This is a genomic window from Ruegeria sp. YTSA072 (assembly GCF_059610285.1).
In genome coordinates, this window is the sequence record NZ_JBXWNI010000015.1 from 36,448 (window position 1) to 53,947 (window position 17,500).

General features: G+C 57.3%; 22 protein-coding genes. 11 read left to right on the forward strand and 11 right to left on the reverse strand.

From position 1 onward, the window contains the following. From ispH to AC2FIB_RS19445, 6 genes are read left to right on the forward strand one after another with little or no spacing between them, the layout of a single operon-like run. Positions 1–951: a 4-hydroxy-3-methylbut-2-enyl diphosphate reductase gene (gene ispH / locus AC2FIB_RS19420; RefSeq protein ID WP_496773861.1), complete on the forward strand. Its 951-nt coding sequence runs from the start codon at positions 1–3 to the stop codon at positions 949–951. Continuing rightward, the gene (locus tag AC2FIB_RS19425; protein ID WP_496842628.1) at positions 948–1,400 is read left to right on the forward strand and encodes a DUF3429 domain-containing protein; all 453 of its coding nucleotides are present in this window, start codon (positions 948–950) and stop codon (positions 1,398–1,400) included. The genes ispH and AC2FIB_RS19425 overlap by 4 nt, the downstream gene beginning before the upstream one ends. Further along, complete coding sequence (locus AC2FIB_RS19430; RefSeq protein ID WP_496842629.1) at positions 1,397–1,984, forward strand: class I SAM-dependent methyltransferase; 588 nt, start codon at positions 1,397–1,399, stop codon at positions 1,982–1,984. The genes AC2FIB_RS19425 and AC2FIB_RS19430 overlap by 4 nt, the downstream gene beginning before the upstream one ends. Further along, positions 1,977–2,444, forward strand: coding sequence for a ribonuclease HI (rnhA, locus tag AC2FIB_RS19435; RefSeq protein WP_108861286.1), 468 nt, complete (start codon positions 1,977–1,979; stop codon positions 2,442–2,444). The genes AC2FIB_RS19430 and rnhA overlap by 8 nt, the downstream gene beginning before the upstream one ends. Next, positions 2,441–3,064, forward strand: coding sequence for a trimeric intracellular cation channel family protein (locus tag AC2FIB_RS19440; protein WP_496737164.1), 624 nt, complete (start codon positions 2,441–2,443; stop codon positions 3,062–3,064). Before rnhA ends, AC2FIB_RS19440 begins: the two co-directional genes overlap by 4 nt. 54 nt (positions 3,065–3,118) lie before the next feature. Then, entirely contained in the window at positions 3,119–3,721 is a 603-nt protein-coding gene (locus AC2FIB_RS19445) for a COG3904 family protein (protein ID WP_496842630.1), read from the forward strand. A 6-nt stretch (positions 3,722–3,727) separates the two neighbouring features. Here AC2FIB_RS19445 and AC2FIB_RS19450 read toward each other — a convergent pair whose 3' ends face one another. Genes AC2FIB_RS19450 through def (AC2FIB_RS19470) form a run of 5 tightly spaced genes read right to left on the reverse strand, consistent with a single transcriptional unit; the run spans position 3,728 to position 6,152 of the window. Then, positions 3,728–3,964, reverse strand: coding sequence for a GlsB/YeaQ/YmgE family stress response membrane protein (locus AC2FIB_RS19450; protein ID WP_058273291.1), 237 nt, complete (start codon positions 3,962–3,964; stop codon positions 3,728–3,730). Between the two features lies 1 nt (position 3,965). Continuing rightward, entirely contained in the window at positions 3,966–4,220 is a 255-nt protein-coding gene (locus AC2FIB_RS19455; protein WP_058278955.1) for a hypothetical protein, read from the reverse strand. A 14-nt stretch (positions 4,221–4,234) separates the two neighbouring features. Next, positions 4,235–5,140 (reverse strand): methionyl-tRNA formyltransferase, encoded by a 906-nt coding sequence (fmt, locus tag AC2FIB_RS19460; RefSeq protein WP_496737160.1) that lies wholly within the window; start codon positions 5,138–5,140, stop codon positions 4,235–4,237. A 2-nt stretch (positions 5,141–5,142) separates the two neighbouring features. Next, positions 5,143–5,637 (reverse strand): peptide deformylase, encoded by a 495-nt coding sequence (def, locus tag AC2FIB_RS19465; RefSeq protein WP_496737158.1) that lies wholly within the window; start codon positions 5,635–5,637, stop codon positions 5,143–5,145. Beyond that, on the reverse strand, positions 5,634–6,152 hold the full coding sequence (gene def, locus AC2FIB_RS19470) for a peptide deformylase (RefSeq protein WP_058278958.1): 519 nt from the start codon (positions 6,150–6,152) through the stop codon (positions 5,634–5,636). The genes def (AC2FIB_RS19465) and def (AC2FIB_RS19470) overlap by 4 nt, the downstream gene beginning before the upstream one ends. 94 nt (positions 6,153–6,246) lie before the next feature. On the opposite strand from def (AC2FIB_RS19470), the gene AC2FIB_RS19475 reads away from it, so the two are divergent. Then, complete coding sequence (locus AC2FIB_RS19475; RefSeq protein WP_496842631.1) at positions 6,247–7,419, forward strand: MalY/PatB family protein; 1,173 nt, start codon at positions 6,247–6,249, stop codon at positions 7,417–7,419. A gap of 36 nt (positions 7,420–7,455) precedes the next feature. Here AC2FIB_RS19475 and AC2FIB_RS19480 read toward each other — a convergent pair whose 3' ends face one another. After that, the gene (locus tag AC2FIB_RS19480; RefSeq protein WP_496737154.1) at positions 7,456–7,809 is read right to left on the reverse strand and encodes a hypothetical protein; all 354 of its coding nucleotides are present in this window, start codon (positions 7,807–7,809) and stop codon (positions 7,456–7,458) included. A 211-nt stretch (positions 7,810–8,020) separates the two neighbouring features. Between AC2FIB_RS19480 and AC2FIB_RS19485 the strand changes: the two genes are divergently transcribed. Continuing rightward, on the forward strand, positions 8,021–9,010 hold the full coding sequence (locus AC2FIB_RS19485; protein WP_496737152.1) for a glutathione S-transferase family protein: 990 nt from the start codon (positions 8,021–8,023) through the stop codon (positions 9,008–9,010). On the opposite strand, the gene AC2FIB_RS19490 is transcribed toward AC2FIB_RS19485, so the two are convergent. Further along, positions 8,992–9,354, reverse strand: a complete 363-nt coding sequence (locus AC2FIB_RS19490; protein ID WP_496842632.1) for a response regulator transcription factor — start codon at positions 9,352–9,354, stop codon at positions 8,992–8,994. The two genes, AC2FIB_RS19485 and AC2FIB_RS19490, sit on opposite strands and share 19 nt — an antisense overlap. Positions 9,355–9,536: 182 nt before the next feature. Between AC2FIB_RS19490 and AC2FIB_RS19495 the strand changes: the two genes are divergently transcribed. Genes AC2FIB_RS19495 through AC2FIB_RS19505 form a run of 3 tightly spaced genes read left to right on the forward strand, consistent with a single transcriptional unit; the run spans position 9,537 to position 12,594 of the window. Beyond that, entirely contained in the window at positions 9,537–10,502 is a 966-nt protein-coding gene (locus tag AC2FIB_RS19495; RefSeq protein WP_496737150.1) for a threonine-phosphate decarboxylase, read from the forward strand. Further along, the gene (cbiB, locus tag AC2FIB_RS19500) at positions 10,499–11,419 is read left to right on the forward strand and encodes an adenosylcobinamide-phosphate synthase CbiB (protein WP_496737148.1); all 921 of its coding nucleotides are present in this window, start codon (positions 10,499–10,501) and stop codon (positions 11,417–11,419) included. Before AC2FIB_RS19495 ends, cbiB begins: the two co-directional genes overlap by 4 nt. An 11-nt stretch (positions 11,420–11,430) precedes the next feature. Continuing rightward, a complete protein-coding gene (locus AC2FIB_RS19505) occupies positions 11,431–12,594 on the forward strand; it encodes a lytic murein transglycosylase (RefSeq protein ID WP_496737146.1) in 1,164 nt (387 codons plus the stop codon). A gap of 1,029 nt (positions 12,595–13,623) precedes the next feature. Here AC2FIB_RS19505 and AC2FIB_RS19510 read toward each other — a convergent pair. The 4 genes from AC2FIB_RS19510 to AC2FIB_RS19525 form a co-directional block, all read right to left on the reverse strand. After that, a complete protein-coding gene (locus AC2FIB_RS19510; RefSeq protein ID WP_496737144.1) occupies positions 13,624–14,640 on the reverse strand; it encodes a D-cysteine desulfhydrase family protein in 1,017 nt (338 codons plus the stop codon). Positions 14,641–14,656: 16 nt separating this feature from the next. Next, the gene (locus AC2FIB_RS19515; RefSeq protein WP_496737142.1) at positions 14,657–15,385 is read right to left on the reverse strand and encodes a TSUP family transporter; all 729 of its coding nucleotides are present in this window, start codon (positions 15,383–15,385) and stop codon (positions 14,657–14,659) included. Between the two features lie 102 nt (positions 15,386–15,487). Beyond that, complete coding sequence (locus AC2FIB_RS19520; protein ID WP_496737140.1) at positions 15,488–16,237, reverse strand: aspartate/glutamate racemase family protein; 750 nt, start codon at positions 16,235–16,237, stop codon at positions 15,488–15,490. 22 nt (positions 16,238–16,259) lie between these two features. Further along, the gene (locus tag AC2FIB_RS19525) at positions 16,260–17,498 is read right to left on the reverse strand and encodes an NAD(P)/FAD-dependent oxidoreductase (protein WP_496737138.1); all 1,239 of its coding nucleotides are present in this window, start codon (positions 17,496–17,498) and stop codon (positions 16,260–16,262) included. Positions 17,499–17,500 lie beyond the last annotated feature (2 nt).

Below are 17,500 nucleotides of genomic sequence, written 5' to 3' on the forward strand. Positions count from 1 at the left end.
ATGACCAAGCCGCCCCTTACCCTTTACCTTGCCGCACCACGCGGGTTCTGCGCCGGTGTCGACCGGGCGATCAAGATCGTTGAAATGGCGCTGCAGAAATGGGGTGCCCCGGTCTATGTGCGGCATGAGATTGTGCACAACAAATTCGTCGTAGATGGTCTGCGCGCCAAGGGGGCCGTTTTTGTCGAAGAGCTGGACGAGTGTCCTAACGACCGACCCGTTATCTTTTCAGCGCATGGCGTACCGAAATCCGTTCCCGCGTCGGCGGCCCAGCGGGAAATGATCTACGTCGATGCCACCTGCCCGCTGGTCTCCAAGGTCCATGTCGAGGCGCAGCGCCATGCCGAGGCCGGGTTGCAGATGATCATGATCGGGCACAAGGGCCATCCAGAAACCATCGGCACCATGGGCCAATTGCCTGACGGCGAAGTGCTGCTGGTTGAAACCGTTGATGACGTGGCCTCGGTTCAGGTGCGCAATCCGGAAAAGCTGGCATTTGTCACCCAGACTACGCTTTCAGTGGATGACACCAAGGACATTATCGCGGCCCTCGAAGCCCGGTTCCCGGCCATCGTTGGCCCGCATAAAGAGGACATTTGCTACGCCACCACGAACCGGCAAGAGGCTGTTAAGGCCGTGGCTCCGAAATCGGATGCTTTGCTGGTTGTAGGCGCACCGAACTCGTCGAACTCACGTCGGCTGGTCGAGGTTGCTGCGCGCGCCGGGTGCAACTATGCGCAATTGGTGCAGCGCGCCCACGATATCGACTGGCGGGCGCTGGAAGGCATCTCAACCATCGCCATTACCGCAGGCGCGTCAGCACCCGAAGTGCTGGTGAATGAGGTGATTGACGCTTTCGACACCCACTATGACGTGACGGTTGAACTGGTCGAAACCGCCGTTGAAAATGTCGAATTCAAAGTGCCCCGCGTCCTGAGGCAAACCGCATGAGAGGCGTCCCCAGGGCGCCGTTGGTTCTGGCGCTGGCGGGGTTGATCCCGTTCATTTGGGGCGCGCTGACCTCCTTGAACGGCGATTTGCAGGATTGGGGCAGGCAAGAGTTTGGGTCGCGGTTCGTCGGACCGTATATTCAACTGTTCTACGGCTCGGTGATCTTAAGTTTTATGTCCGGTGTTCTGTGGGGGTTCGCCACCAAGACCTCGGGCAGCAAGGCAGCGACATGCTATGTGCTGTCAGTCCTCCCCGCGCTTTGGGCGTTTTTCATGACCGGCGGTGGACCTGTCGAGGCGGGCATCAACCTGATGTATGGCTTCGCCGGTTTGCTGATGTTGGATGCGATATTTGCATATTGGCGGCTGACCCCAACATGGTGGCTAAGGCTGCGCGTTCTGCTGACAGTCATCGTCCTGATATGCCTTGCCGTAGGAGTGTACCTGTGACCGATCGCAAGACAATTGATGCCTACACCACGCGTGTTGCCGAGTATCTGAGCGTCCCATTGCCGCCCGAACAGATCGAGGCCCGCATGGCCTTTGCCGAAGCGGTTGCGCCGGGCGGCTATGTGCTGGATCTCGGCTCAGGCCCCGGGGCGGACAGTATGTTCTTCATGCGTGAGGGGCTGCGGGTTCGGGCATTGGATGCGACGCCGGCCTTTGTGGAACACGCCCGCGAAAATGGTGTAGATGCGCATGTCGGTACATTTGACGATGTGACCGTAACGGCCACGTTTGACGGCATCTATGCCAGCTTTTCGCTGCTGCATGCGCCGCGCAAGGATTTCCCGCGCCATTTGGCGGCCATCCACCGGGCACTCAAGCCTGAGGGTATCTTTTTCCTTGGTCTGAAACTGGGAACCGGTGAACACCGTGACGACATTGATCGCTATTACACCTATTTCTCACAGACCGAGATCGAAGAGGCGCTGGCCGAGGCAGCGTTCACAATTGACCGGATTACAACCGGAGTGGGCAAAGGTCTGGCCGGGTCTTATGACGGCTTTATTCTGGTGATCGCCCATGCCTGAGTTGTTTGCCTATACTGATGGTGCCTGTTCGGGCAATCCTGGCCCCGGGGGCTGGGGCGTGCTGATGCGCGCGATGGACGGCGAAAAAGTCCTGAAAGAACGCGAGCTGAACGGCGGCGAGGCTGAAACCACCAACAATCGCATGGAATTGCTGGCAGCGATCAGCGCGCTGGAAACGCTGGAGCGGGCCTCGAAGATCACCGTGGTAACCGACAGCGCCTATGTGAAGAATGGCGTCACCGGCTGGATTTTCGGCTGGAAGCGCAACGGCTGGAAAACCTCGAACAAGAAGCCGGTCAAGAATGTCGATCTGTGGCAGCGACTGGACGAGGCGCAGGCGCGCCATGACGTGACCTGGGAATGGGTCAAGGGCCATGCTGGCCATCCCGAAAACGAAAAAGCCGACGAGCTGGCCCGCGCGGGCATGGCCCCGTTCAAACCCAAAAAGGCGCAAACGTGAGCGGTCTGGCACTGCTCGACTATGCCTCAGTTCTGGTTTTTGCCCTGACGGGTGCATTGTTGGCTAGCCGGGCACAGCTGGATTTGGTGGGTTTTGCCTTTATGGCCTGCCTGACTGCTTTGGGCGGCGGAACCGTCCGCGACCTGCTGCTGGACCGGCACCCGGTGTTCTGGGTCGGTCAACCGGACTATATCCTGATCGCCACAGCGGCCGCTGTGGTGGTGTTTTTCACCGCCCATTTGGTGGAAAGCCGATACAACTTGCTGGTCTGGCTGGACAGTTTCGCTCTGTCGATTGCCGCGGCAGCAGGTGCTGGCGCAGCCTTGTCGCTGAACCAATCCGGTGTCATTGTTGTGCTGATGGGCGTCACAACTGGCTGCCTTGGCGGCTTAATGCGGGACGTCGTCTGCAACGAAGTGCCACTGGTTCTGAAACAGGGTGAGCTCTATGTCTCTTGCGCGTTTGCCGGGGCTTTTGCCGCTGTGATCGCGACCCGACTTGGTTTCGACGAGCTGGCCACACTGGCCGCATGTGCGTTGATCTGCTGGTCATTGCGGGCGGGATCATTGGTGTTTGGCTGGCGGCTTCCGGTTTACAAGGCGCGCCCGCCGCGGCAATAAATGGGTGCAAAATGTTCGATCTGCATTTCCTGTGCCGCAGAAGTGAGAACTGAAATGAAATTCACTTTCCCCGTTTTTGTCGCCTCACTAGCTCTTCTGGGTGCGTGTGCAGAGCGATACGACGCGGTCAGCTTCGTTGTACAGGGCGACGAAATCGTTGCTTCGGGGGCTATTGATCACACGACACTCAGCGCTTTTGAAGAAATCACTGCGGCCAATCCCGAGATCAAGACACTTGTACTGCAGAACATCGAAGGCTCGGTCGATGATGATGCAAATGTCGTTTTCAGCCGCGTTGTTCGGGACGAAGGGTTCGATACTGTGGTGCCCTCAAACGGCTTGGTCGCCTCTGGTGGCACCGATCTGTTCCTGGCAGGCAATCGTCGCACTCTGGAACCTGGCGCATGTGTCGGGGTTCATAGCTGGGGCGGCGGCGGATATGTGGCTGCCAACCTGCCCGAAAACCACCCCGAGCACGATCGCTATCTCAACTACTTCAATGATATTGGTGTCGACCCGGCCTTTTATTGGTTCACGCTTGATGCAGCGTCCGAGGACGAAATGCACTGGATGTCAGCAGAGGAAGCCAATCGCTTCAATATGGCGACGCGCAATTCGAAATCGTTGGGATCAACAGTGATTTGCGACGAGCGGTAGCCACGCTCAACGTCGTAGATAGGTCTGCCAGATCCAGATCACCAGCAGAGCCCCCAGAACGGCACCCACAAAACCGGACAACCATCCTGCCACGGTGATCAAAGCCCGCAACAGAAATCCGCCAACCAGTGCACCAACGATGCCAATCAACATGGTTGTGGGGATGTTGGCCTCGATCCGCATTAAACGGGTGGCCAGGAACCCTGCGGCGGCTCCGATAACGATCAGGGCGATGACAGGCATGTCACTTCCTCCAATGGGTCGGCACGATGATCAGCGCGCCGACGGATGATACAATAGCGTTCAATCCCGGGGACCCAAAAGCAAGGTTAAACCCGAACATCCTGCCAAACATGATCTGAGCAAAGAAAAATAGAAAGGCACCGCCGATACAAATGATGATAGATTGCAGATAACCGTTTCGGGTAAACCCGGTTTTTTCCGCGAGGCTTCCAACGACGGCTGCGATTAACACCGTCCCCATCAAAGTCATGTACAAGTCTGTTATTCCTTCTAAATCCGGCTTCCTTTGGCCACAGGCCAGCCCCGCAGAAAGGTTTCCTTATCCTGTGCGCCTTTGCCCGCCCGTTGCAGGCGCAACAGATCAACGGCACCCTCGCCGCAAGCTATTGTCAAGGCATCGTCCAGAGCTTCGCCGGGTACGCCCTGCCCCTCGGCCAGACGCGACGCCAGTAGTTTCACGCGGTCTCCGTCAATCTCGATCCAGGCACCGGGGAATGGGGACAGAGCGCGGATCTGCCGATCAACCTCAGTTGCGGGCCGCGACCAGTCAATCCGTGCCTCTGATTTGTCGATCTTGGCGGCATAGGTGACACCGACCTCGGGCTGCGGCTCGGGCGTCAGATGCGGCAGATCGCGCAAAGCTTCGGCAATCAGTTTTGCGCCCATTATCGACAGGCGGTCATGCAACTGGTCGGTGGTTTCCTCGATCCCGATATCGGTTGCTTCGCGCATAAGAACCGGGCCTGTGTCCAACCCGGCCTCCATCTGCATGATGCAGATACCGGTTTGCGCATCACCGGACATGATGGCCCGATGGATCGGGGCCGCCCCGCGCCAACGCGGCAACAGGCTGGCGTGGATATTCAGACATCCCTGGGCAGGCGCGTCCAGAATAGGCTGCGGCAGGATCAAACCATAAGCGACCACCACAGCCACATCTGCATTCAGTGCAGCAAAGGCATCCTGTTCTTCGGCCAATTTCAGAGACGTCGGATGGCGGACAGTGAGCCCCAGCGCCTCGGCCCGTGCATGAACCGGAGTCGGACGGTCTTTTTTGCCGCGACCGGCCGGGCGCGGCGGCTGGCAGTACACGGACACGATGTCATGCCCCGCTTCGACTAGCGCATCCAGCACCGGAACCGAAAAATCGGGCGTACCCATGAATACAACGCGCATCTCTACCCCAGCTTTTTAGCTTTGCGCAGCAGCATGTCCCGTTTGATCTTGCTGAGCCGGTCGAAATACATCTTCCCGTTCAGATGGTCGATCTGGTGCTGTACGCTTGTGGCCTCGATCCCTACAAAGTCGCGGCGATCCACCATGCCCTGTTCGTTCAGAAACTTGACCGTCACCGCGCGCGGGCGCTTCACCTTGGCCGAAACACCGGGCAGGTTCGGGCTGGCCTCATCATGTTCGCGCAATTCGATTGAGCTGTGCAGGATTTCTGGGTTCGCCAAACGCACAGCCTTACCGCGTTCGACCGAGCCGTCCACCACAGCCAGCCGCAACATGACACCGATCTGCGGCGCGGCAAGGCCAACACCGGGCATAGCTTCCATCGTGTCGATCATGTCGTCCCAGATGGCTCGGATTTCATCGGTGATCTCGGCGACGTCCTCCGCCTTGGTGCGCAGGCGTTTATCGGGCCATGGCAGGCAGGTGCGAGCGGTCATGCGCGGGCCTGCTCGCGCTTTAGTTTTTGCATCTTCCGCGTGATCATCTGCCGTTTCAGCGGCTTGAGATAGTCGATGAACAGCTTGCCGTTCAAATGGTCGATCTCATGCTGAACACAGGTCGCCCACAGGCCGTCGAATGTTTCCTGTTGCAAGTTCCCATCCTGGTCAATCCACGTGACATCAACCACTTTGGGGCGCGTGACTTCGGCGAATTGCTCGGGGATCGACAAGCAGCCTTCTTCGTAGACATTGGTCTCATCGGACGAGGCGATAACCTCGGGGTTGAACATGATCAACGGACGCGGGGCTTCGCCCTCTTCCTTAATGCAGTCCAACACGATCAACCGATCCAGCACGCCGATCTGAGGCGCGGCCAGACCAACGCCAGGCGCGTCATACATCGTCTCCAGCATGTCGTCTGCCAGCTTGCGCAGCTCGTCGCTGATATCTGCCACAGGCGCGCAGACCTTTTTCAGGCGGGGGTCGGGATGGATCAGGATATTACGTTTCATGGGGTTGATTTAGGCCATCCCGCACTGCACCGCAACGCCCCCCTTGCACCCGCTGGAATTGTAGCTAGCTTTCGTCCGGACAGATGGAGCAGACATGACTTTCAACGACCTGATCGACCGCCGGGGAACCAACAGTTCAAAATGGGATAAGATGGAGCAAATCTACGGTGTGCCCCCGCAGGACGGGCTGGCCATGTGGACGGCAGATTCCGATTACCCAACAGCGCCTTGCGTAATTGATGCGGTTCGAAAAACGGCTGACCATGGGGTCTTTGGGTATTCGTGGATTCACCCGGAATATCTGGCATCGATTCAGTGGTGGATGAAGAACCGCCATAGCTGGGACATCGACACCGATTGGGTGCTGACCTCGCAAGGGTTGGGCAATGCCATCGCCTTGTGTCTAGATGTCTGGAGCGAACCGGGCGACGGCGTCGTCATCTTCAGCCCTGTCTACCATGAGTTTGCTCACAAGGTGAACAAATCAGGTCGCCGTGTGGTGGAATGTCCGCTGGCGCGACAAGGCAAAACCTATGGCTTGGATTTGGACGACGCCCAATCGCGTCTGGACGGGTCGGAAAAGCTGTTGCTGTGGTGTTCGCCGCAAAACCCTTCGGGCCGGGTGTGGACACCGGATGAACTGCGCACCGTGGCCGCATTCGCCGATCGCAATGGGTTGATTTTGGTGTCGGATGAGATCCACCACGATCTGGTCTATCCCGGCAATACGTTTGTGCCAATGGATGTCGCCGCGCCGGATGCGCGGCCGTGGACCGTGACGCTGACCGCGGCGTCCAAGACATTTAACATCGCTGGTCAGCGAACCGGTAACATGATCATTCCGGACCCCAAACTGCGCGCGGGCATGCGGCACCGCATTCAGACGTTGGACTATGATCCCAGCGCTTTGGGCGTGGCGATGATAACTGCCGCCTATTCGCCCGAGGGTGCGGCATGGGTTGACCAACAGGTCGCGCATCTGGCGGGCAACTGCCAAGTCTTTGACGCAGCAATCGCCGAGATCCCTGGTCTGTGGTCCATGCCGTTGCAGGCTACTTATCTGGCTTGGGTAGAATTCTCAGGAACCGGCATGCCCCATGAAGAGTTTGTCCGCCGCCTGCGCGAAGATGCCAAAATCGCAACGTCCTCAGGCCCCGGTTTCGGCGCAGGGGGTGAGACCTTCGAACGGTTTAACCTGGCCACACAGCGTGCACGGGTCGAAGAGGCATGCGCCCGGCTAAAGCATGCATTTGCTGATTTGCAGTGAACGAGGCAGCCAACGGCGATGTCGTTGGCCCTGCCCTCAATCCTTGTGCCCAAGTAACGCAATCGGCGCGTCCGGCGCGCGGTAGAAATCCAGCGGAGCCTTGTCGGCAGCGGCCGTGCTGCGCTTGAATTCGTATCGCATTTCGCCTGCTTCATCCTCATCCGCGATGATCAGACATTGGTACAGGTGGTTGGCGCCATCATAGATGTCGACGAGCCCGCGCAGTCGCGGCGTGGTTTCAGCTTCAACCGTAAAGCCATCTTTCCACAATCGAAGAATTTTATAGGAATTGTCGCCAATTTCGACACGCAGGCGGCTGGTTTTCTTCAAACCGGCGATTCGGGCCGCATCCAATTCGGCAGTAATTTCCTTTGAAACATACGTACTCATAAAAATTTCCCCCAACAGAGTACTCTATTGTGAGGCGCAAATTGTAAAAATCCAGTGAACCCGGTCACAGTCAGCGCCGAGAAATCAATTTGTTGCACAGAAATCCCAATCCAACTTGTGCGTGTGCGCAGGCAGATTGCGCGCGTCCTCGCATAGGAACGGCACTTGCGACCGCCTATGTTTGGCTAAATCGCTTTTCGGAGGGCATGAGATGGGCCTGTTGGTCGACGGTAAATGGCACGACACTTGGTATGACACCAAATCTACTGGCGGCGCGTTCAAACGCAGCGCCGCGCAGTTCCGCAACTGGCTGACGGCAGATGGCAGCGCCGGACCATCGGGCAAGCGTGGCTTCAACGCTGAAACCGACCGGTACCACCTCTATGTTAGTCTGGCCTGTCCATGGGCGCACCGCACTCTGATCTTCAGGGAACTGAAAGGTTTGAACAAGCACGTCTCAGTCTCGGTGGTACACCCCGACATGCTGGACAAAGGCTGGACCTTCGAGACTGATGACCATGGGGCGACCGGGGACACACTGTACGGCCTGGGCTTTGCCCACCAGATTTACACCAAGGCCGACCCGACATATTCGGGCCGTGTCACAGTGCCGATCCTGTGGGACAAGAAACAGCAGACGATCGTTTCGAACGAAAGCTCGGAAATAATCCGCATGTTCAATTCAGCCTTTGACGGGATCACCGGCAACACCGACGATTATTGGCCCGAAGCGATGCGCGATGAGATCGAAGAGGTGAATGCGCGCATCTATTCCAACGTCAACAACGGCGTCTACAAATCCGGTTTTGCCACCAGCCAACAAGCTTATGACGCCGCCGTGGACCCGCTGTTTGAAACGCTCGACTGGTTAGAGGATCGTTTGGCTTCAAACCGTTATCTGATGGGGGATCGCCTGACTGAGGCTGACTGGCGGTTGTTCACGACGCTGATCCGGTTCGATCCCGTCTATCATCTGCATTTCAAATGCAATCGGCGGCGGCTGATCGATTATCCGAATCTTTGGGCTTATACTCGCGAGTTGTATCAATGGCCGGGCGTCGCTTCGACGGTGAACATGCATCACATCGTGCGCCACTATCACTATAGCCACGAAAGCATCAATCCGCATCGGATCATCCCGACCAACCCGGTTTTGGACTACATGGAACCGCACGGGCGTGGTCAGCGGCCCGCCGCGTAATGTTCAACCATCGCCGCCAGATCTTCTGGCGGCGTGCCGCTTTGCACATAAGCGCACGCGTTTGGACTGTGGGCAAAGATCGAACCGTCTGAAAAAAAGGTGGTGTTGGTAACAAAGATCACTCGCGCCTCGGGGCGGCGATAGCTGGCGAAATCAGCCACTGCCAACGCACTGCCATTTTCCAGCACCAGATCCAACACGATGATATCGAATTCCGTGCCATACAACGCAAGGATCGCAGCCTCTTGCCCGGCAACAAGCGTCACTTCGGCGCCTTGCCGTTCCAGATGTCTTTTCCAGACCCGACCAAGGTCGGGGTTACTCTCAACAATCAGTACATTCATTTGCAACAACCTCGGCACTTGGTAGAGTGTGCGGTGCCGACCCCCGTGGTTTGTGATCACGCTTATTCCTTAACAAAGTGTTAACGGTGCCGGTCAACCGGGCCGATCACGCGGATTTGCTTGTGTAAGCGGCAAAAATCCGCTTGAAGCACCGGAAACACGCAATTCCGACGAGAACACCGATGGCAAGCCCAAACGCAGATTTGAACCCCCGTGCCGTGCGCGACCATGGCGGCGGGCTGGACGGCGCTATCGCCCGGTTCGGCGGGGCACGCGACAATTGGCTGGACCTGTCCACCGGCATCAACCCACACCCGTATCCGGTGTCGGGACTGACCCCGTCGGATTGGGCCGCGCTGCCGGATCACGGTGCGTTTGAACGGCTGTCTGCCGCAGCACGCCAGTTCTGGTCTGTTCCAGATGGTGCCGCGATTCTGCCCGCGCCCGGCGCATCAGCAGTAATCGCCCGCATGCCTGCGCTTGCTGCGACGGGTCGGGTTCAGATCACAGCCCCCACCTACAACGAACACGCGGCAGCTTTCGCCGCGCAGGGTTGGACAGTTCAATCGAACGTTCCAGCCGAGGCGCGCGTCCTTGTGCACCCGAATAATCCGGATGGACGTATCTGGACCGTAGAGGACGCCGATGCTCCCCTGACCGTGATTGATGAGAGTTTTTGTGACGTTTGCCCTGACGCATCCCTAATTCATTTGGCCAAGCGGCCCGGTGTGATCGTGTTGAAAAGTTTCGGCAAGTTCTGGGGTTTGGCCGGGCTACGACTGGGATTTGCGATTGGCCGCCCTGACCTGATCTCAAAGCTGAACGATCTGACCGGGCCGTGGTCTGTCTCTGGCCCTGCCCTTCGGATCGGGGAACGGGCGCTGCGGGACACGGACTGGGCCAAAGCAAACCGTCAGCAGTTGGCGGCAGCGACAGAACAGCTAGACCGGATCATGACCGGCAAGGGGGCAAAACTGGTCGGCGGCACAACATTGTTCCGCCTTTATGACGTCGACGATGCCGCCGCTTGGCAGGCCAAGCTGGCCCGCGCCCATATCTGGAGCCGCATATTCCCCTACTCAAACACCTATCTGCGCCTTGGCTTGCCGCCGGCAGACGGGTGGCGTCAGCTTGAGGCCGCGTTGTGAGCACAGCTTTTCTGCTGGTTTGCGCCATGTGTCTGGACGCGGCGCTTGGAGAGCCAGATTGGATCTGGTCGCGCATTCGTCATCCGGCAGTGATGATCGGCACTGTCATCGGCTGGCTGGACCAGCGCCTGAACCACGGAACGAATAGACGCCTGAAAGGCGTGGCTGTCGTGGTGATGCTGATCTTTGGCGCATTGATTCTGGGCCGCACGCTGACCTTGTTTGGGCCGGTGATCGAAATCATCCTTGCCGCAATTCTGCTGGCACAGAAGTCACTGGTGACCCATGTCCGCGATGTTGGTGACGGGCTTCGCTCCTCCTTAACCGAGGGCCGCGCCAAAGTCGCCATGATCGTTTCACGCGATACGCGGGACATGACCGAGGCGCAGGTCGCGCGATCTTCGATTGAGAGCGCTGCCGAAAATCTCAGCGACGGAGTAATTGCGCCCTCCTTCTGGTTTCTGGTCGCGGGCCTGCCGGGGTTGCTGATCTACAAGGCGGTCAACACTGCCGATAGCATGATCGGCTACCGGTCGGAAAAGTACCGCGACTTCGGCTGGGCCGCGGCGCGTCTGGACGATGTGTTGAACCTCATCCCCGCCCGAATGACCTGCGTAATGATCGTGGCATTGTCCGGCCAATGGGCGCGTTGGCCCGAAATGGTCGCGGATGCGCGCCGCCATATCTCTCCCAACGCCGGCTGGCCCGAAGCTGCCATGGCGCGCGCTCTGAACGTCGCCCTTGCCGGGCCACGCAGCTATGATGGTCAGGTCCGCGATCTGGCCTGGGTCAACGGGGATGCGCGACATGACATAGGCGCGCCGGAGGTTTTCCGCGCATGTGACATGCTTTGGCGGGTTTGGGGGCTTGCGCTGGGGCTCGTGTCGGTGTGGGTTGGGGCAAACTTCATTTTCTGAGGGACCTAAAAATGCGTTTTCTCTCCGGCATCATTGCCGCCACCCTGTTTGCCCCTCCCGCCCTGGCCCAATGCGGCGGCGGGTTCACTTCCTTCGTGAAGGGTCTGAAGGCCGAGGCCGTTCAGCAAGGGTTCGACAAATCCACAGTGAACAGCTTTTTCAAAGGTGTTCAGCAGGACAGCGCGGTTCTAAAGGCGGATCGGGCGCAAGGCGTATTCCAAATACCGTTCATCGATTTTTCCCGCCGCCTGATCTCGCAGAACCGGATAGATCGCGGCAAATCCATGTCTCGCAAATACGATGCGGTGTTTGACCGGATTGAGCGGGAATATGGCGTGTCGCGCGGTGTACTGCTGGCATTCTGGGCGTTCGAGACCGACTATGGCGCGGTACAAGGTGACTTCAACACCCGCAACGCTCTGGTCACTCTGGCGCATGACTGCCGCCGTCCCGAGCTGTTCCGACCACAGGTTTTTGCAGCCATCGAGCTCTACAGCCAAGGGGATTTTGACCCCAACCGCACAACTGGTGCCTGGGCAGGTGAGATCGGTATGGTACAGATGTTGCCCCGCGACATTCTGGAAAATGGCGTGGACGGGGATGGCGACGGCAAGGTCTCGCTAAAAACCTCAGCCCCGGATGCGCTGATGTCGGGCGGCAAGATGCTGTCTCATCTGGGCTGGCGTCCGGGTGAACCCTGGCTGCAGGAGGTAACTGTTCCCGCCCAGATGGACTGGTCCTTGTCTGGCCCCGGCAAGTCGCGGTCCGTATCTGAGTGGCAGGCGATGGGCGTTCAAGCGCGCAGCGGATCTCTGGCCAATCTGCCCGCGTCGCTGATCCTGCCACAGGGTCGCAACGGCCCTGCATTTTTGGCCTACCCAAACTTTGACGTCTATTTCGAATGGAACCAGAGCTTTGTTTATGTCCTGACCGCCGCCTATTTCGGTACGCGGTTGGAGGGCGGCCAAATCTATGACGCAGGTTCCCCGCCACAAGGCCTGTCGGGCGCGCAGATGAAGCAGTTGCAGACAAAGTTACAAGCGCGTGGGCATAACGTGGGCAAGATCGACGGCATCCTTGGTGCGGGAACGCGCGCAGCTGTTCAGGCGGAACAAGCCAGGCTGGGGCTGCCTGCGGATGCATGGCCGACGGCAGAGTTGTTGAAAAAGTTCTAAATCTCCTCCGTCGTCACATCAGACTCAGATCACGGTATCTTCGCTGTGTCGTCAAACTTACCAAAAAAACGACGCGTTTGGGCTGATTGTTGGTCTTACGGGAACCGCTTTTTCCCATCGCCTTCACGTGATGTAGTAGTAGGGAAGGCAGATCCACTCGAAGCACTGCTAAAGATCCTGTTCTTTTGAAATTGTAATTCGAAATCGTGACAATAAGATTGGTTATGTCAAACGAAGGCGCAGCCTTAACGGTTGCATTTCGAAAAATTGAGGAGCGATCAGGAGCCCCCGAATTTCTGCATCTCAACTCTTGGAGCGATATAGGTCCGACTGCGTCGAACGACCGTAAGCGTTGCATCTAGCCATAGAGCTCTTCGGCGAACTGGCGGGGATTGCTTGTGTTGAGAAGACCCCCGAACCACGAAAGCCGCCCTGTGGCTTGTTTGACAGCACTGGTTGCGGGAGCAGGATTTGGCCTTTCCCAAACGTCGGCGGAACTAATAATTTAACAGGCCAACTTTACGCATGCCCTGGCTGTTTGAATTAATGACCGCATTGGGACGGATGGCTGACCCCGCGTTGAAAAGCGCTGAAGATGTCTTGCGGATTTTTTCGCCATTGGCCCGCTTGCGCCGGAGGGCCGCAGACAGCCCAAAGCGGACCATAGAATCCAAGCAAGGTGATTTCCGAGATGCGGACACAGCCGCCTTTTGCTCACGCCGCTTTTGCTAACGCAGAAACTCCTCGCGGGAGCGGCACGCTATATGTTGTGTCGCAGAGAATTTCCCGATTGCGGTCATTCATCGGTGTAAAATTCGGCTAATTCCAAACCGCCTCTTCGCTGCGGCTCGGGCCAACAATCGGGGAGCGGACAATCCTGCCGTTCCCAGCGTAGAACTCAGTTGCAGCTCGCGAACCAAAGCTGACCTTGCGTGTTCGCAAATCGAGCCGGAACGGGCTAAAAAAATCGTTTGAGTACCAAAAGTACAGCCAAGTAGGGTTCTGATCCGGATTTGTGCTTTGAACAGCTCAAGCCGGGTTGCCTACTAGCTCTTTTTGATAACCAAAAAGTGCGGGCAACCCACCCGTGTGCAGTAGAACGACTTTCTCACCTGACTTGATCTTCCCACTTTCGACCAGGTTCAGCAAACCAGCGAACGTTTTCGCAGAATAAACAGGGTCAAGGAAAACCCCTTCCGTCCGGGCCATCTTTTCTAATGCAGCGCGCGTTATTGCATTCACTTTGCCATAACCCGGCGGCAAGGCTTCGTCGAAAACATCGATCTTGTCCTGTAGAAGTCCTGCGTCGATATCCAGCAAGTCCGCAAGCTTCTGCAAAACGACCTTCATTCGGGCCTGCTGCTTTTCACGATCTCTGCGCACGCAAATCCCAAACACCGAGGCAGTGCTTTCTTCTAACGCCAGACCGGTCAGCAGTCCGCCATGTGTGGCACCGCTACCCGAGGGGACGACGACCGCGTCGAAGTCCGGCATCTGCTGATACAATTCCTGTCCGGCCACGACGTAGCCCAGGGCACCCAAGGGCGGATGGCCCAGCCCCAGATGAATAACGTACGGTTTGTGACCTTTGGCTTTCAATTCAACTGCGCGCGCATGCAGCGCTGCGTCGGCTCCCGCTTCGTCTTCACCTTCAGGGTAACCCATATGCTCGGCACCAAGGATTTGTGCCAGCAGCACATTCCCGGACGAATAGTACTCCGCCCCCATGTCAGGGACACGCTCTTCCAACTGAAGCACGGATTGCATGCCCAGTTTGGCTGCGGCAGCGGCCGCAGACCGAACGAAATTGGATTGAACGGCGCCGGTGATCAGTATGGTATCAGCACCCTGCTGACGCGCATCTCCGAGATAGAATTCTAGCTGCCGTGTTTTGTTGCCACCAAAACTAAGCCCATTCAGATCATCACGTTTCAGCCAAAGGTCGATATCCAGTTCTGCCGACAAGTTGTCCAAACGCTCCAAAGGGGTTGGACCCGACATAAGTGTGGCACGTGGAAACCTGTGCAGATTGTTGTTTCGTGTCATCTTGTGACCTTTAAGGTTAAGCCATTGAAAAAGCCCGATGGAACAGAACGCAGCAGGCAATCAAGGATACCACGCGGATCACTGCGATGACGATCGGCTGTGGCAAATAAGGGCCTGCTGCACGACCAATTATGCTGCCGATCAGAGTGATCGCAACGAACCCTATTAACTGCGGTTCATATGAGATTGCTTGGGCTTCGGACAAATTGTGCAACAAAAAAGCTATGCCGTATGCCACCAACGCTATCGGTTGAACCAGTTTCGCTACTTCTTTGGCGGAACGGCCTTTAGCTATCAAACCGAACACCATAAGAGGGCCCGGTGTCGCCGCCCAAACAGTCGCAAGCCCAGACAGTCCTGTAACGACTGAAAACCCAGCGTTGCCAATGGATCCCCGCAAGGGGAGCAAGGTCGTAATCAACCCGATCAGCAATAGACACGCCGTCAGGGCAAGAACAAAGGCTTCGCTCAAAAAAGGATACACAACAAGGCCGGCGGCAACTCCGACACAGCATCCAATGACCGCGGAGCGGATTAGTTGACGGTTGTTTTTCAGAACATGCCGGTCGGTCGCTACCACTGATACAAACGTGTTCAGCAAAAGCAAAACGGGAACCGCTGTCGACGTGCCAAGCAAAATCATCATGGGCGGTCCCGCGATGATGCTGAACCCGATACCAACTCCGACTTGCAGCATTGCGCCAAGGCAGATGGCAATCATCAGGATGGACAGGTCAACGGACACTCAACACTCCTATGGACCAAAGCAATGTCGCAAGGCCTCAGATATCCTGAGTTCCCGGCCAGGGTCCATTCTATTTCTCTTTCATTGACTGTTTTGGCACGGTCAGCGCTGCCACGGCATCAGTCCCAAGTATGGCACCCGGGTCGTCACAGCGTGCGCCATTTGCGCCAATGTGGTCAGGTCAAAGACAGGAAGCTGTAGTTCTTCCTGAAGCCGCGATGCGTAAGGCGGCAGATCCGTGCATTCCAAAACCAACGACCGAATGTCCGGAGCTTCAAGAACCAGAGTACGGGCCGCATCCATGACCTCGGTCTCGATCAGGTCCGTGTCCATCCGGGTCCGCGTGTTCCGCAAGATCACTTCGGCGAATTCTGTGCTATCTTCCAATCCCTTCACGGCCACAGGAACACCTGATGCACCGACACCTTCGAAATGCCGGGGCGTCAATGCGGATGCATCCGCGGTTAGCACGCCCACTGGCGCGTTGGCACCGGTCATGTGAAAGGCCAGCGGCACCTGGATTAGGCTGGAGGCAAAGACAGGCACTGAAACCGCAGCAGCCAATTCTTTTTGAAACAAGGCTAGAAAGCCGCAACTGCCAGTTATGGCGCGCACGCCTTCAGCCTCAAGCCGCTTGGCGCCTTCGATGAACGGTGCCAGTAACTCGGGCGAAGGGTTGTTCAGCAAGGTTGGTACCGTCACACCGTCGATCATCTCATACAGAACCGGAAATGGCAGGCTGGAAGGGTTCTTGATATGGCCCGGTGGTTTTGGAAAATAGCTTTCAAGGCACAGAACACCAATTGACGCCCCGCAAATGTTCTGACCACCGTTGTAGATTGGCATAGTCATCGGATCCTTCTGATTTGAAACATTAAAACCGGGCCAGAGAAAACGGGGCCAGATCGATGTTTGGGCTGCAACCGGAAACCAGATCGGCCACAAGCTCGCCGGTCTTTGGGGCCATCATCAGCCCATAGTGAGAATGCCCGAACGCGGTATAGAGCCCTTCCCGCCCGTTAACTGGTCCGATCGCCGGCAAACTGTCCGGAAAGGACGGGCGTCGACCCATCCAAAATTGTGCCTCGCCTGTATTGAGGCCTGGCACCATGGCCTTGGCTTGTTCGGTCAGGATTTTTTTCTTGCGAGGATCAGCGGGCGCGTCGACGCTACCAAATTCAGCCGTGCCAGCGACTCTCAGACCGTCCTGCATTGAACTTGCGACCACCTTTGCGTCTACATCCATGACAGAATTGTTCAATTGGGCCGAGGGCTTAGGGAATTCGACGTGGTAACCCCGCTCGGCCACAAGCGGCACAGGCATCCCCAGTGGTTTCAGCAGGTCGGCGGACCACACACCGGCCGCGAGGATGATGCTGGCGACACGCAACGTGCCCTGCGAGGTTGTAATCTGCCAACCACCATCTTCAGCCGGTGTCAGTTTGGTGACTTCGGTTTGTACTATTTCGGCGCCTTGCGAGCGCGCTTTTTCAGCCAGTACCGCCCCCACACGTCCTGGTGAGGTTACGCGTGCCTGACCTTTGATCACGATCGCGGCTTTGAATTCCTCTGACAGTGCAGGTTCCAGGCCGCGCAACTCGGCACCATCGACAAGCTCCAGATCGCCTCCTTTTTCCTGGCGGATCAGATATCCAAGCCCATTCAGATCAGCCTGCTTCCGGTGGCGAAAAGCGTGAATATAGTAGCTGTCAGTGATCAGGTTTTCGTGCCCGGTGCCTTGAAGATGACGACGATACAGGTCGATAGAAGGGCGGCACAAAAGCTCCATCGCGTCCGAGATTTCACGCACCGACCTTTCGCCGGAGTTTCCCAAAAACCGCAGGCCCCAGGGGATCATTTTTGGCCAGTAACTGGTTCTGACCGAAAGCGCGCTTTTGGGGTCCAGTAGCATCTGGGGCAGTGATTTCCATATGCCCGGCATCGCTTGCGGAATGATTGACCACGGCGACACTACACCTGCATTCCCGAAAGAGGTTTCCTGCCCTGGTTGACCGCGGTCAATCAGCCGAACCGGAATGCCGCGCTCCTGTAGCGACAAAGCGCAACAAATACCGACGATCCCTGCGCCGATGATAGTCACTTGTTCTGTCATCG

Bases quoted from the DNA above. Each gene is read 5' to 3' on its own strand.
- def (WP_058278958.1), bottom strand. From the start codon at position 6,152: ATGAAACGTAATATCCTGATCCATCCCGACCCCCGCCTGAAAAAGGTC.
- AC2FIB_RS19510 (WP_496737144.1), bottom strand. From the start codon at position 14,640: ATGACACGAAACAACAATCTGCACAGGTTTCCACGTGCCACACTTATG.
- ispH (WP_496773861.1), top strand. From the start codon at position 1: ATGACCAAGCCGCCCCTTACCCTTTACCTTGCCGCACCACGCGGGTTC.
- AC2FIB_RS19495 (WP_496737150.1), top strand. From the start codon at position 9,537: ATGGCAAGCCCAAACGCAGATTTGAACCCCCGTGCCGTGCGCGACCAT.
- AC2FIB_RS19480 (WP_496737154.1), bottom strand. From the start codon at position 7,809: ATGAGTACGTATGTTTCAAAGGAAATTACTGCCGAATTGGATGCGGCC.
- AC2FIB_RS19475 (WP_496842631.1), top strand. From the start codon at position 6,247: ATGACTTTCAACGACCTGATCGACCGCCGGGGAACCAACAGTTCAAAA.
- AC2FIB_RS19425 (WP_496842628.1), top strand. From the start codon at position 948: ATGAGAGGCGTCCCCAGGGCGCCGTTGGTTCTGGCGCTGGCGGGGTTG.
- def (WP_496737158.1), bottom strand. From the start codon at position 5,637: ATGACCGCTCGCACCTGCCTGCCATGGCCCGATAAACGCCTGCGCACC.
- AC2FIB_RS19445 (WP_496842630.1), top strand. From the start codon at position 3,119: ATGAAATTCACTTTCCCCGTTTTTGTCGCCTCACTAGCTCTTCTGGGT.
- AC2FIB_RS19490 (WP_496842632.1), bottom strand. From the start codon at position 9,354: ATGAATGTACTGATTGTTGAGAGTAACCCCGACCTTGGTCGGGTCTGG.
- AC2FIB_RS19485 (WP_496737152.1), top strand. From the start codon at position 8,021: ATGGGCCTGTTGGTCGACGGTAAATGGCACGACACTTGGTATGACACC.
- AC2FIB_RS19520 (WP_496737140.1), bottom strand. From the start codon at position 16,237: ATGACTATGCCAATCTACAACGGTGGTCAGAACATTTGCGGGGCGTCA.
- AC2FIB_RS19525 (WP_496737138.1), bottom strand. From the start codon at position 17,498: ATGACAGAACAAGTGACTATCATCGGCGCAGGGATCGTCGGTATTTGT.
- rnhA (WP_108861286.1), top strand. From the start codon at position 1,977: ATGCCTGAGTTGTTTGCCTATACTGATGGTGCCTGTTCGGGCAATCCT.
- AC2FIB_RS19505 (WP_496737146.1), top strand. From the start codon at position 11,431: ATGCGTTTTCTCTCCGGCATCATTGCCGCCACCCTGTTTGCCCCTCCC.
- fmt (WP_496737160.1), bottom strand. From the start codon at position 5,140: ATGCGCGTTGTATTCATGGGTACGCCCGATTTTTCGGTTCCGGTGCTG.
- AC2FIB_RS19450 (WP_058273291.1), bottom strand. From the start codon at position 3,964: ATGCCTGTCATCGCCCTGATCGTTATCGGAGCCGCCGCAGGGTTCCTG.